Source organism: Actinoplanes sp. NPDC051346 (genome assembly GCF_040682215.1).
Classification (GTDB): Bacteria; Actinomycetota; Actinomycetes; order Mycobacteriales; family Micromonosporaceae; genus Actinoplanes.
This window is the reverse complement of the sequence record NZ_JBFBAJ010000022.1, coordinates 49,471-63,982: the sequence shown is the minus strand read 5'-3', so window position 1 is coordinate 63,982 and position 14,512 is coordinate 49,471. Positions and strand designations below refer to the sequence as shown.

At 68.3% G+C, this 14,512-nt stretch carries 7 protein-coding genes; 3 read left to right on the top strand and 4 right to left on the bottom strand.

The annotated features are described in order from the left end of the window. Positions 1-3: 3 nt before the first annotated feature. Entirely contained in the window at positions 4-3,195 is a 3,192-nt protein-coding gene (locus AB0M36_RS35385) for an amino acid adenylation domain-containing protein (RefSeq protein ID WP_364166716.1), read from the bottom strand. 184 nt (positions 3,196-3,379) lie between these two features. Between AB0M36_RS35385 and AB0M36_RS35380 the strand changes: the two genes are divergently transcribed. Together AB0M36_RS35380 and AB0M36_RS35375 are read left to right on the top strand one after the other, a co-directional pair. After that, on the top strand, positions 3,380-4,639 hold the full coding sequence (locus tag AB0M36_RS35380; protein ID WP_364166714.1) for a histidine kinase: 1,260 nt from the start codon (positions 3,380-3,382) through the stop codon (positions 4,637-4,639). Then, positions 4,636-5,304, top strand: coding sequence for a response regulator transcription factor (locus tag AB0M36_RS35375; protein WP_364166712.1), 669 nt, complete (start codon positions 4,636-4,638; stop codon positions 5,302-5,304). Before AB0M36_RS35380 ends, AB0M36_RS35375 begins: the two co-directional genes overlap by 4 nt. 19 nt (positions 5,305-5,323) lie before the next feature. Here AB0M36_RS35375 and AB0M36_RS35370 read toward each other — a convergent pair whose 3' ends face one another. Both AB0M36_RS35370 and AB0M36_RS35365 read right to left on the bottom strand, forming a co-directional pair. Next, positions 5,324-6,154 (bottom strand): ABC transporter permease, encoded by an 831-nt coding sequence (locus AB0M36_RS35370; protein ID WP_364166710.1) that lies wholly within the window; start codon positions 6,152-6,154, stop codon positions 5,324-5,326. After that, on the bottom strand, positions 6,151-7,101 hold the full coding sequence (locus AB0M36_RS35365) for an ATP-binding cassette domain-containing protein (protein WP_364166708.1): 951 nt from the start codon (positions 7,099-7,101) through the stop codon (positions 6,151-6,153). Before AB0M36_RS35365 ends, AB0M36_RS35370 begins: the two co-directional genes overlap by 4 nt. A 443-nt stretch (positions 7,102-7,544) precedes the next feature. Between AB0M36_RS35365 and AB0M36_RS35360 the strand changes: the two genes are divergently transcribed. Beyond that, the gene (locus AB0M36_RS35360) at positions 7,545-8,294 is read left to right on the top strand and encodes a TauD/TfdA family dioxygenase (RefSeq protein ID WP_364166706.1); all 750 of its coding nucleotides are present in this window, start codon (positions 7,545-7,547) and stop codon (positions 8,292-8,294) included. Positions 8,295-8,342: 48 nt separating this feature from the next. On the opposite strand, the gene AB0M36_RS35355 is transcribed toward AB0M36_RS35360, so the two are convergent. Next, positions 8,343-14,189 (bottom strand): LamG-like jellyroll fold domain-containing protein, encoded by a 5,847-nt coding sequence (locus AB0M36_RS35355; protein WP_364166704.1) that lies wholly within the window; start codon positions 14,187-14,189, stop codon positions 8,343-8,345. Positions 14,190-14,512: the final 323 nt, after the last annotated feature.

Here is a 14,512-nt window from a genome sequence, read left to right as displayed (position 1 = left end):
GTTTCAGGCAACCGTCGCGCCGACTGCCCGCAGCACGACCTGAGTCGTCTCGTCGGGACAGGTACGCAAGAAGTGGTGTCCGCCGTCGGCGAGCGTCACGAGCTCGACCTCCTCGGCCAGCTCGCGCCAGGCGGCGTAGCCGGTCGGATAACCCGAGGTCGTGGCGTTGTCCTCGGCGACGACGACGGTCAGCGGAACGGAGAGCCGAGGGCCCGGCGCCGATCGGGCCGCGATGAGGTACTCGTGCGCGCTGCCGCAATCGTGGCGGTAGGCCGCGCCGAGATGCTCGGCGTGTTCGGCGTCCAGTTCGCGCAGCGAGACGTGATCCTCCGCTGCCAGCTCCATGGCGAGCTGCCGATCGGTACGCCGATCGAGCCTGGCCAACTGCTCTCGGCGCGCGGTCTCGGTCCCGAGCAGTTGCGCGGCCACAAAGATCCGCCGGACCGCGATGCCGGCCGCCCGCAGCTGGTGTGCCGTCTCCACCGCGACCGCGGCCCCCGAAGAGTGGCCCCACAGCATCGCCTCGGTGATTCCGAGCCGGACGATCTCCTGGACGACGCGCTCGGCCACCTCCGCCGGCGGCAGGAAAGGCGTGCGGCTGCGGGTCAGGTCATGGCCGGGAAGCTCGACGGCGTAGACGGCGACGCCGTGCCCGCCCAGCGCCCGGGCCATCGCCTGGAAGTTGACCGCGTTGCCTCCGGCGTAGGGAAAGCAGACGAGGGTCGCTCGCGGGTCGGCGGGTTGGGCGAGCGGCTGCAACAGGTCGTCGCTGGATCCGGTGGGGGTGTCGATCACGCCGGCTAGGTCCGCGAGCACCGGATGCCGGGTGAGGTCGCCCAGGGAGAAGGCCCGGTCCAGCTTGACGGCGAGTCGTACCGCCGACAGCGAGGTGCCGCCCCGGTCGAAGAAGTTGTCCGTACGGCTGATCTGCCGCACGGACAGGCCGAGCACCTCGGCCCACGCCTCCGCGATCCGCCGCTCGGTGGGTGTCCGCGGGGCCGCCGTACCCGCCTGGTCCTCGCTGACCACCGCGGCCAGCCGGGTGAGGGACTTCTTGTCTACCTTGCCGTTCGCGGTCAGTGGCAGTTCGTCCCGCCGGTACAGGGCCGCCGGCACCATGTAATCGGGTAACGCCTTGGCCAGTTCCTCCCGCACCGACTCGACCGGGACGTCGGGGGCGGCCCGGAAGAAGCCGATGAGGTGCTTGCTTCCGTCGGTGCGTTCCGTGACCACCACCGCGCTTTCCAGCACGCCGGGCACCGCCAGCATCCGATTCTCGATCTCACCGATTTCGATGCGGAATCCACGGATCTTGACCTGGGCGTCCCGGCGCCCCAGGAATTCGAGCTTGCCGTCGGGCGACCATCGACCGATATCGCCGGACCGGTAGAGCCGCTCCCCCTCGTGATAGGGATCCGAGAGGAAGGCCTGGCGCGTCCGAGCCTCGTCGTTGATGTACCCGCGCCCGACGCACACACCGGAGAAGACGATCTCACCGCTGGAGCCCAGAGGCACCAGGCGCAACTGGTCGTCGACGAGGTAGACCCGCACGTTGTTGACGGCGCGGCCCAGCGGCACCCGTTCGCCCTCCGGCGGTCGGTGCATCACCTCGTGGTTGGTGTCGTCCGAGGTCTCCGTGAGCCCGTACGCGTTGACCAGCCGTACCCCGGCCACCTCCGCGAAGAAGCGCTCCACCAGGTCCTTCTTCAGCGCCTCGCCTGTCGCCGACACGCATCGCAGGGCGGGCAGCGTGGTCGAGTGGCGGTGCAGATAGGCCAGGACGACGTCGAGATAGGACGGCACGAACTGGACGACGGTGACCCCGGCGCTCGCGAGGAGTCGGACACACCGCTCGACGTCGAGGATGACCTCCTGCTCGACCAACAGGGTGCGACCACCCACCACGAGACCGGCCAGCAGCTGCCAGAGGGAGATGTCGAAGCATTGCGGAGCCGTCTGGGCCACGACGTCGCCGGCGCCGATCTCCAGATCGTCGATCTTCGCGAAGAGATGGTTGAGCATTCCGGCGTGCTCGCACATCGCACCCTTGGGCTCGCCGGTCGAGCCGGAGGTGAAGTAGATGTAGGCGAGCTGGTGCGGACCCACCTCGACACCCGGGTCGGTCTCCCGCGCGCCAACCCGAATCTCATCGGTACGCAACACCCGGCCACCGTCGGGCAGGGTCACCGGAATCGCCGGCTCCGCCAGCACGAACCGGCAGTCACTTCGGCGAAGCATGGTTGTCATCCGGTCGGCCGGGAAGGACGGCTCGATCGGCAGATAGACGCCACCGGCCTTCAGCACCCCGATGACGCAGGCCATCCACTCGAGTGAGCGCTCGGTGACGACAGCGACCACGTCCTCGGGTACGAGACCCGAGTCGAGCAACGTGTGCGCGATCGCGTTCGCACGCCGGTTCAGTTCGCCATAGGTCCACTGCCGGCTTCCCCGGACCGCGGCGATCTCATCGGGAAACGCCCGGGCCCGTTGCTCGAACAGCTCGTGGAATCGCAGGTCCGGCACGCTGCGGCGGCGCCCGGCCAAGCCGTCCAACTGGTACCGGACCTCCTCGGCACCGAGCAGGTTGGTGTCCCGATGGTCGCTGTCGGCATCCGTGGTCATCAGGGCCACGGCGCGCCGGAGGTAGCCGCCGATCCGCGCGGCGTGACCGTGGTCCACGACCGAGGTGTCGTATCGCACCCGCAGGACGTCCCGGTCGCACCACACCCAGAGATCCACATCAGCGGGAAGGCCATCGGCCGGCGGCTCGGCTCCGACCACCGTCCCGCTGTTCCGGCTGGCCGCCGGCGCTTCCGCGCGGTACCGGGTGGCGGTCGCCAGGTATTGATCGGCCGCGGTGACCAGGTCCCGCCAGGTGCCTTCCCCGACCGTCAGCCGGAACGGAAGGCCGGGCTCGTGCGCCCCGGGCTGGAACACGGCCGCGACCGACTGCTCGCCGTCGAGGATCGCCAGCAGTTTGGCGTGCGCGGCGAGCAACGGGGCGTACGTCTGCACGGCAAGGCCACGCGCGATCTCCGGCAGCGTCAGCCCGAGCGGTTCGACATGCTCGCCGGTCGGCTGCGCCGACCTGTCCGACACCCAGGCCGGAATACGCGTCATGCCGCCGCCCTCGGCCTCCAGCTCGGCCCAGAACCGGCGACTCTCGTCATCGGCCGCCCTCAGTAGACCGCTCAAGGTGTCCTCCGCTCGCCGCCGTGCCGATCCCGCACGGCTGACGACACGCTAGGGAGCCGCCTTTTTCTCTCGTTATCTCCTCCATTTCGACGGACAGCGGCCGACGCACGCACCGCCGTGGCCGGTACGGTGGTATGCCTGGTGGCGTCCTGGCGGCAGGACGAACCACGATCAGGAGGTACGGGTGGCGCCTTTCCTCCGCGCCGCGCGCGGGGCCGGCCGTCAGCTGTTCGCTCTGTCGGCCAGGCCGGAACGCACCGCCACCCCGGCCCGTCCCGCGCTGCTGCGGGGGCTGCGGATCATCGGGGTGTCGCTGGTGGCCCTGTACGCGGCGGTCATCGGCACCGGCATGCTCGCCGAAAGCCTGCCGCTGAGCCCACCGGTGATCGGCACCCTGGCGGTAGCGCAGGCCGCACCGGTCGTGCTGGTGATCTACCGGCCAATCGCGGCATGGTGGCTCTCGCTGCTCGCCGCGCTGCCCTATCTGATCCTGCTCGGCTTCTCGACCGATCCGGCCGCGAACAGCACACTCTGGCCGTGGAGCGCCGCCGGAATCGTCGCGCACCTGTTCGTCGGGCTGGTGGTGGCCTACCAGGTGCCGCCCCCGGTCTACCTGGCCCAGTGGCTGATCACGGGCGCCGTGGCCGGCGCCGCGGAGCTGATCTTCCCGGAGCGGGCGCAGGTCAACAACGGCCCGGTGCTGTCCGGCTTCTACGCCGTCGGGCTCGCCGGCATCGCGATCGCCCGCTGGCTGCGCGACGTCCGGCGGGACCTCCGCCATCAGGTCGACCTCACCGAGCGGGAACGCCTCCAGCGGACGGCGCTGGAAGAACGCACCCGGATCGCCCGCGAACTGCACGACGTTGTCGCCCACCACATGTCGGTGATCGCGGTCCAGGCGGAGGCCGCGCCCTACCGGGTCAGCGGGCTCGATCCGGCCGCGGTCGAGAGCTTCGCCTCGATCCGGCAGAACGCGCTGGCCGCGCTGACGGAGATGCGGCACATCCTCGGCATGCTGCGCTCCGGCCAGGCCGACGAGACCCGGTACGCTCCACAGCCGACGCTGGCCGACCTGGAGCAGCTGTTCGACAACTGCCGCAGCGCCGGACTGACCCTGAAGACCGGCATCCACGGAAACGTGCGAGTCTTACCGGAGCAGGTCGAGCTGATCGCCTACCGGGTGATCCAGGAGGCGCTGAGCAACGCGATCCGCCACGCCCCCGGCGCCGACGTCGAGGTCGACGTCGCATACGGTCCGGCGGACCTGCGCCTGCGGGTGTCCAACAGCCCCTCCCCCGCCGCCGGCCGGCCGTTGACCGGCACCGGCCACGGCCTGACGGGCATGCGGGAACGCGCGGCGGTCCTCGGGGCAAGACTGCGGGCCGGACACCGCGACGACGGATGGTACGAGGTCACCATGTCGGTGGCTGTGGCGGAGGGATGAGCACGATGCCGATCCGGGTGTTGGTCGTCGACGACCGACGCATGCTGCGGGAGAGCTTCGCCGTCCTGCTCAACGTCCAGCCGGATATCGAGGTCGTCGGCGAGGCCTCGAACGGGGAGGAGGCCGTCCGGCAGGCATGGGACCTGCACCCGGACGTCGTGCTGATGGACGTGCGGATGCCGGTCCTCGACGGCCTGGAGGCGACCCGGCGAATCCTGGCGCACGCCCCCGACATCAACGTGCTGGTGCTGACGACCTTCGACGAGGACGAGTACGTGCACGAGGCGATCCGCGCCGGAGCGAAAGGCTTCCTGCTCAAGGACTCGTCGGCACACCAGCTCGCCGACGCCATCCGCACCACCATGTCCGGCGGCGCCGTGCTGGCACCGCTGGTGACGAAACGGCTGATGGAAGACTTCTCCCAGCGGTCGGCGCCACCCACGTCGACGTCCGGCCGCCTGGCCGCACTGACCAACCAGGAGATCAAGGTCCTCGGGCTGGTCGCGCGCGGCATGTCCAACGCGGAGATCGCCGTCCATTTGACCGTCGCCGAGCAGACCGTCAAGACCCACGTGAGCCGCATCCTGATGAAACTGCACCTGCGGGACCGCACCCAGGCCACCGTCCTGGCGTACGAGACCGGCCTCGTGGTCCCGGGCCGTTAGATCAGTGCCTCGCGCCGGGTCACCCGGCGCGGCGGCGATACCGGACGATCGACAGCGGGGCGAACAGGATGACGAGTCCCGCCGTCCAGGCCAGGCTGTGCAGCACGGGCTCGGTCGCCGGACCGCCGGTGAGCAGAGCCCGGGACGCGTCGACGATAGAGGTCGTGGGATTGATCTCGCTGAAGATCCGCAACCAGGTCGGCATCGTGGCCGGATCGACGAACATGGAGCTGCCGAACTGCAGCGGCAGCGTCCAGAGGAACCCGATCGACTGGACGGTCTCCGGATTCCGGATCGTCAAGCCGATGAATGCGGAGACCCAGCAGAATGCCATTCCGTAGAGCATGAGCAGGGCGACGGCCGCGAGGGCGGAGAGCGGATCGGTTTCGACCCGGAAGCCCATGATCAGGGCGAAGAGGAACATCACCATGAGTCCGAGCAGCATGCGGCACATGTCCGAGAGGATGCGGCCGGTGAGCACCGCGGACCGGGCGATGGGCAGGGCCATGAATCTGTCCATCAGGCCGTTGGAGAAGTCGAACGACAGTCCGATCCCGGTGGATCGGGCGGCGAACGTGACGATCTGCACCATGATCCCGGGGATGAGGAACCGCTGGTAGTCCGCGGAACCGTTGCCGATCGCCCCGCCGAACACATAGACGAAAATGAGCGTGATCACCAACGGCATCAGCATCGCGTCGAGCAGCTGCTCGGGGTCGTTGCGGAGCTGGATGAGGTTGCGTCGGGCGAGCGCCAGCGAGTGGCGCAGGGTCGCGCCCGGCCCGATCCGGGCTGACGGCACCGCCATGTCGGGCAACGCTCGCGACGAGTCGTTCGCGGTCAGTGTCATGCGCTTGTCCGATCCGGAACGTCGCTGGTCAAGGACAGGAACACCTCGTCAAGACTGGGCAGATGGGTGTCGATGCCGGCTAGCCGAACGCCCGCCGCGGCCAGGGCGTGTATCGCCGCGGTCAACTCCGATTCCCCACCGATGGGCAGCGCCACCAGGCCGTCGTCGGCCAAGGTCAGCGGAGTGCCCGAGCCGATGGTCGACAGCACGGCGGCCACCGCGGCCAGGTCCGCCGGATCCGCCGGCCGCACCTGCAGCACCTGGCCACCGACGGCCGCCCGTAGCTCGGTGGGGGTGCCCGTGGCGACGATCTGACCGCTGTCGATCACCGCGATCGAGTCCGCCAGCGCCTCCGCTTCCTCCATGTACTGGGTCGTCAGCAGCACACTCGTGCCCTGCGCCACGAGCAGGCGCACCTCGTTCCAGAGGTTGTTGCGGCTGCGCGGGTCGAGGCCGGTCGTCGGTTCGTCGAGGAAGAGCACCCGGGGATTGCCGATCATGCTGACCGCCAGGTCCACCCGTCGCCGCATGCCGCCGGAGTAGGTGCGCACCGGTCGCCGTGCCGCCGCGACCAGATCGAAGCGTTCGAGCAGCTCGTCGGCGCGCCGTCGGGCGGCGGACGCGGACAGGTTGAGCAGGCGCCCGATCAGGTAGAGGTTCTCCCGCCCGGAGATGCTGCCGTCCACGGTGGCGTACTGGCCGGTGAGGCCGATCAGCGTGCGGACCTGCTGCGGCTGCCGAACCACGTCATAGCCGTGCACCTCGATGCGTCCGGCGTCTGGTCGGACCAGAGTCGAGAACATCCGGACCACGGTCGTCTTGCCGGCGCCGTTGGGACCGAGCAGACCCAGCACGGTGCCCGCCGGCACCGCGAGATCAACGTGTCGCACCGCCTGGGTCGTACCGAAACTCTTCTTCAGGCCTTCAGCTAGTAATGCGTGGCTCATGCCCGTCGCCGTCCGTCGATGGTCAGTGGCGTGACCGTAACGGCGTGCCTTTTCGTCTCCATATCAGCGCCACATCCCGACTGTGGCCGGGCGATCTGGAACCGATAACAAGAAAGAGCTGGGAATTCCTAGCGTGGAACCGATGGGGACCCATGGCAGCGGCCATTCGGGCCGCACGACAAACGCGGGTCCCGACGATCTATCTCGGAGGTCCCGACATGACGGTGGTCACACCTTCCGTCGCAGCGCCCCTACCTGTCGAGCTCGATGCGGATGACCGATCATCGGTCGCCCGGGTGGCCGAGGCGTTGTGCGGCCCCGGCACCTTTCAGGTCGACGATTCCCGCTGGGTTTCCCGAGCCCGGGCAGCCTGGGAGGAGTGCCCGGTCGGCCTGCGTCAGCCGCTCCGGGCGTTCCGCCGCGATGCGGGTCCACATGGCGCGATGATCGTTCGAGGGCTACCCGTGCCGGAGCTCCCGGACACGCCGTCGGTGGCGGGCTCGGTGCAGAAGACGGCGACCGTCTCGGCGGCCTTGCTGATCATGGTCGCCGCCGGCCTCGGCGATCCCGCCGCCTTCCTGCCGGAGAAGTCAGGATCGCTGGTGCAGGACGTCGTTCCGGTGCCCGGCAAGGAGGAATTCCAGGGCAACGCGGGCTCCGTGCTGCTGGAATGGCACAACGAGAACGCCTTTCACCCGCACCGGCCGGATTACGTGATGCTGCTGTGCCTGCGCGCCGACCACGAGAAGATCGCGGGCCTGCGGACGGCCTGTGCCCGCCAGGTGGTTCCGGCGCTCAGCGACGCCGCCCGCGAGGCACTCTTCGCGGAAGAGTTCATCACTGACGCACCGCCCTCGTTCGACTTGGGCGAGTGCACCGTACGTCACGCGGTGCTGACCGGCGCGCCGGAGGATCCCGACATCCAGGTGGATCTCGCCGCCACCACGGGCCAGACTCCGCGGGCCCGGACGGCACTCGAGGAACTGCGTACCGCGTTCGACGAGACGGCGCTGGTGCACCGGCTCGAGCCGGGTGAACTGGCGATCGTGGACAACCGGATCACGGTGCACGGACGCACCGGATTCCAGCCGCACTACGACGGCCGCGACCGCTGGCTGCAGCGTACGTTCGTGACGAACGACCTTCGACGGTCCCGCCACCAGCGGCCAGCCGACGGTTACGTGCTCATGTAAACGTCGAGGGCGCCCAGCATCGCTGGGCGCCCTCGACGTGACGTGCGGTCAGGACTGGCTAAGTCCCATGATCGCGTCCGCGGAAAGCACTCCCTGGTAGAGCCGGACGGCGTCCACCTCGCCGGGGAACCAGCCGCTGTTGCGGTCGTTTCCGCGGCCCCGACCCGCCGCGAACGCGCCGGTGGCCTGCCACGGCGCCGCAGCCGTCTGCACAGGTTCGGCGGCCACCCCGTTGACATAGAGCGTCATGGTGCCCGAGGTGGCGTCGTACGTCGCCGCCAGATGCGTCCAGGTGTTAGCGGCTGCTCCTGTCGGCCCGTCCGCGTGGGCGGTGGCGGGCACGGCCTGATCGGTGTCGGCGCTGACGAATCTCCAGCAGGAACAGCTGGAACCCCACTGCAGCGCGAAGCGGCTGGCGTGGGCCCCGTCCTGACTGAGGACCGTGTAGTCGCCGTCGGTCTTGCTGATCTTGGCCCAGGCCGCGACCGTGAAGGACTGGTCGGTGCGCACCAGCGGACCGGCGGTGACCGCGGCGTCGGTGCCATTGAACTTCAGCGCCGCGATGTCCCAATCGTTGTGTCCGGGGTAGGTGTAACCGGCACCGCCGGCCAACTTGCCGTGATTCTCCGCGTCGGTGGCGTCCTTGGCGATGGTGGGATCGCTGTCATCGTCGAGCTGCCAGTTCGCGATCGGAGCGGCGGAAGCCTGCTCATCGATCTCCGCCGCGTTTCTCGCCCGGGCCCACACGTTGACATCGGCGATGTCACCGGCGAACCAGGTGGTGCCACTCCGCCCGATCCAGGTCGCTCCTTCCGGATCGTTGAACGACTCCATCTCGTCGACGGACGTTTCGGCGGCACCGTTGACATAGAGCGTCAACGTCTTCAGATCCGCGTCGTAGGCGGCGGTCAGGTGGGTCCAGACCCCCGTCTGCGCCGGGCTGGAGGACAGCGCGCCTTGCCACTTGACGGCGTCGCCGGTCGTGGCCGACGGCATCTGCGCGAGCCAGCGGTCGGAGGACTTCTGGTACTGGAAGTACAACGAGGCGTAGCCCTTGGCGTCCCGGGCGAAGATCGTCCGGTCGGCCGACTTGTCGGTCAACCGCGCCCACGCCGAGACCGTGAAGCTCCGGGCCGTATTGAGCTTCAGATCGGTACTGGCATAGCTGCTGGTGCCGTTGAAGACGCCAGCCTTGCGACCGAACATCCGACCCGCGCCCCACCCGACGTTGTTCAGGGTCGCGTCGTGCGTCGTGCGTCCGCTTCCGGTGCCGAAGCCGGTGTCCTTGGCCGTTTCACCGGCGCCCTCGTCGAACTTCCACGCGGCGATGGCCTCGGCGTCGGGCTCGGTGCCGCCCGACTGGTCGTCGTTGGACCAGTCGGAGGCGTCGGCGTCCAGCAGGTACTGGTCGGCGAGCGCCTGGTAGTAGAGGTCGCTGGGGAGTAACCGGCCACCGTCGTTCCAGGTGTAGTCGGCGAGCACAGTGTCGGAGAGATGATCACCGTTGGTGGAGACGGCGGCCGCGAAGTTGATCACTCCGTCGGCGTACCCCTGGAGGGGTTGACCGCCCTCGGCGCCGAGGATGTAGCCGTTGACCAGCTGCCGTGCCGCCTCCTGCACCGCGGTGTGGGTGGCGTGGAAGGGGGGCAGCGTCGCCGCGTACACCTTGATCGCACCGGTCTTGGTGGGCAGGGTGATCGCGGAGTTGGGCGCGTCGTCGGTCTTGTACTGGCGCAGCTGCGTGGCAAGAGCCACGAGCTTGGTGCGCACCGGCGCCGCGCACGCCTCGGCGGTGGCGGCGGTGCAGGCGAGCAGGTCGCTCGATCCTGCGGAGATCAGTGCCGTACGCACGTTCGCCTGGTGCAGGACCGCCCGGTCGACCGTGGCCATGGCCGACTCCGGCAGGGCGGCGTTGCCGACGGGCAACTGACCGCGCAGCCCCCAGCTGCTGCTACCGAGGTTCAGCACGCCCATGGGAACCCGCTGCTCACCGTCCTCGGTAACCGCGAGGCCGTCCGCCAGCCGACCGTCGACCTGGCTGCGGCCGCCCTCACCCGCGGTGTCCGAGTTGACGGTGTGGTCGCCGAAGAGCGCCACGGCGCCCGCCGGATCAGCCGTCGAGGTGGTGACGTCGATGCCGGAGAGGAAGGGCGCACCCATGAAGGTCGAGCGCGTGAAGTTCGTTCCGGCCGACTCACCGGTGCGATCGACGTTGTCCGCGGCGCTGACAAAGACGGGCTCGCGGTAATCCTGATGGCCGGAGAGTGAGGCCAGGTTGCCGCGTACCTTGAGGCTGACCAGCGCCGTCGTCCGGTCCGGCACGGTGAGGTCGACGGGATCGCTGATCGCGTCGGCGCCGACCGGCAGGGTGAGGGTCCGACCGCCACCGAAGGTGAGCGGAATCGGGGTATCCGCCGCGGTGGCTCCGCCGGCGCTGCTCTGCAGGGCGACAGTGGCCGCGTCGAGGGTGACCGGTGTCTTGCCGAGGCTGTTCGCCAGCCGGACACGAACCTGCTGGTTGTCACCGGCCGTGCCGATGGTCAACCGTGCCGGGATCCGCACGGTCTGGTTGTTCAGGGTGGCGTCGACCCGGGTGGTCGGGCTCGTGTCATTCGGCACCGCGGCGGTGTCCTGGGCGGCTGCCCAACTGCCGACCCAGTGCTTCGCGTCGGCGCCCTTGCCGGTGATCGACGTGGGACGGATGCCGAGGCCGAAGAAGTGCAGCGACGTCACCCCTGCCACCACGGTGTTGGTGACCAGCGGCAGCGTGATGCTGGAAATGGGCGCGCCGGGGCACTGCAGCGGCACGCTGAACGCGAACATGCTGACCCGGGACGGCTTCTGGGTCTTGTTGCCGCTGTGGTTGGTACGGGTGAAGGAGAGGAACGTCTCGGCCGGCGTCGTGGCATCCCAGTCCGAGACCCTCGACAGGGTGTACGTCTGACTCCGCATGCCGCAACCGCTGCCGCTGTAGTTGATGGTGCCGGTCGCGTTCAACGGGTGGCCGTGCGCGGCGAAGCCGACGAAGACCAGGGCGTTGCCCTTGTTCACCACACCGCTGTCGGGCACGGTCACGATCTGGCCGGAGGCCAGCATGTTGTCGGGCGTACCGTCGCCGAACCTGGCCGGCAGCTTGATCGCCGCGCCGTTGACGGTGACCGTGCCGCCCGCGGTCCAACCGGCGGCCTTGAGGTCGGCCGCCTCGAAGCTGTTCCCGCTACCGTCGGCGTCGGCGGGGGTGACTGTCGGCGCCGTCCCCGGGGTGTAGGTGCTGATCGCCGTGTTGTTGAAGCAGTCGGCCGGGTCGTTGATCGTGCACGCGGGCGTCCGCGTCAGGCGCAGCACGTCGATGCCCGCCTGGTAGCCGGCCGACCCGGCGTTCTTGCCGGTCAGCTTCAGCGTCACGCTGTGCACGCCCTGGCCGAGCTCGATCTCCGAGCCGTCGAAGTTGCGGTAGGTGGTGTTGGCGCCCCGCGCGTTGTAGGCGTCGAAGTTCTCCAGCAGGACCTTCTCGGTGGGCTTGCCCTTGTCCAAAGTCAGCGTGTACGTGCCGTAGTCCATGCCGATGGTGAGGTTGGCACCGAGCCTCCACAGGCCGGTCTTCGGCACGTGGAAGTTGAACGTCGCGGTTTCCCCGTTCGCCACCTTCTTGTTCGCGTCGACGTTGGAGAACATCGCCTGGAAACCGCTGGCGAAGTAGTAGCCGGGGTAATGCTGCTGCTTGCGCAGGAATCCGTTGACGCTGGTGTGGGTGGCGGGCGGCACGGCGACGGTGGTGCCGTCGGCGTTGGTCGCGGTCCAGCCTTCGATCATCTTGTCGCCGTACGCATAGACCGGGGTGCTGCTTCCAGCGTTGAAGACGTAGGCGGTCTGCGGCGAGGTGGATCCGGCCTGGTCCACGGCCTTCGCGAAGACTCGGTGCTCACCGGCGGTGCCGGGGGCGAACGACACTCCGGCCGTGCCGTTGATGACCGTCGCGCCCGTGCCGTTGCCGTTGTCAGCCTTGGCGAAATAGACGATGCCCGGCTTGATCACCGTGTTGGCGGTCCAGGGGGTGCCCTTGTTCGACCCGTAGACGACGTTGCTCAGATCGCCGTCGAGGGAGAACAGATAGCCGGTGATGTTGTTGCTGCGGTCGTTGCTGAGGACGAAGAGGCCCTTGTCGGACAGGGCCGCGCCCACCTGGTTCGGCGGGAACTGCGTCGACCTGACTCCTGGCGCTTTCGGCGCGACAGTGTCGACCGTGAAGGCCTGCTCCTGCGACCAGACGCCACCCCACACGCCGGAGGCGTTCTTGATGGCGGCCTTCCATTTGTAATTGCCGTCCGCCAGGGCAGGCGTCACCGTCCAGCTACTGCCGTTGAGGTTGTAGCCCTTCGACGGCCCGTACCCGGAGGCGACCTTCGTGCCGGCCGAGTTGAACACCTGGTAGGAGATCTGCACGTTCTCCTGGTAGCCGTTCGCCTTCGGGGTGTAGCCCTGGGCGGTCAGCGTGGGCGTACGGGTGGTGGTGAGGATCCGACCCTGGTCGACGATGGAGGGCTTGATCGTCGGGTTGCCGGTGCCGTTGAGGAACTTCGGCTTGTAGCTGTACTTGACCGACAGGGTCGCGCCACCGCCGTATCCGAGCTGCTTCCAGGCGTACTTGTCGTCCATGTCCTTGGCCTCGACCATGAACGTGGCATTGCTCAGCTTGTCCTTGGCGGCCGTCTTGATGAAGCTCACCACGTTGAACTGCAGACCCGCCGGGCTCGGCTTCGGCTTCGACGTGCCGCAGTCCACCTCGGTGCCGTAGGCGGTGGACAGCACACCCGTCTTCTTGGATGGCTGCTTGCCCCAGTTCAGTCCCGAGGAACTCCAACTGCTGATTCCGCCGGTGCCGTAAACCACGGCGGCCTTCTTGCTGTTACAGGCAGCCGACCAGCGATGCACGACATACAGATTCGCTTCGAAGATCTCCGCGCCTTTGATACCGGCGGTGTTCATTTGGTAGTACGTGCGCGCACGCTCACCACCACCACCGGACTCGGGCCAGTTGTCGTAACCGATGCGGGCACTGGTGTGACCGGTCTTCGAGGTGGAGTTGTAGACATCCCACCCGTTACTCGAAATCCGCGCCCACTTGAGCTGCGACTTCCCCGGAGAGCCGGACCAGTACGGATCGACGAACACCGGATATTTCGTGGTCTTCGCGGTGAGCAGCTTCTGGTCCAGCGTCAGGCTCTGCTTGCCCTTGCTGATGTCGACCTTGATCTGCGCCCGGTTACCACCGAGCCGCCCGCCCGCCACCCGCATCTCCTGCGGGGTGGGATCGCCGCTGGCCGGAACCGCGGCGACGTCCTTCGCCGGGGTGCTGTCCCACATGAGCGCGGTGTCGGTGTGGAACACCTGCTCGCCCGTCTTCGGGTCGACGGCCTTGGCCCCACCGTTGCTGGTTTCGTCGATCCTGACGTTGGTACCCGTGAGCCCGAAATCGACCTTCTTCAACTCCGGATTCGCCGCCGCCTCGGGCGTCTTCACCACCAGCATGGACGAATACCCGGTGGGATCCGCGGTGACCTGCAAATCAACATCGGGGAATACGTCGGGATAGGTGGCGGTGTCACCCGCGACCTTGGCGGGAGGCAGCTTCTTCGCCCACGAGAGCTTGATGGCATTACGGCCGTCTTTCATCGACAGCAGCTGCGTGCCACCACCATCAGAGACGGACAGCGTCGTCAGTGCCGCTTTCGGTGCGTACGTGCCGTCGCTCTTACGAACCAGGGTGGTATCGACCGGCACCCACTCGTCGTTCTTCTTCACCCGCTGCGGGCTGGACGACGAAAGGCGGGTCAGGGTCCCGTCGGGATTGGCCGACGTCGTCGAGTACTCGTCAGTGAGAGAGCCGACAGGCACCGACTCACCCTGCGCCGCGGCCTCCTTGATGGCCGCGACGACCGGGTCCGCGGGCGGCTGCGTCGGAGCCTTCTGGCTGGTGGGAGAGGGTGTTTTCGCGGCTTGCGCTGGGGTGGGCGCAGTCACGCCGACCACACCGGTGGTGAGCAAGGTGGCTATCGCCGTGGCCGTGGCCGTGGACAGACGACGACCGCGTGTCGGGAGTGTCGACATGCTGCCTCGGGACCCTTCTGTGGGGAAGGCGATCAAACTCGCGTGGGCCCGGCCATTGTGGGGGAGCGGAACGACGCGCATCGTCCCGTCTTGGTCCAGAACCATTGATG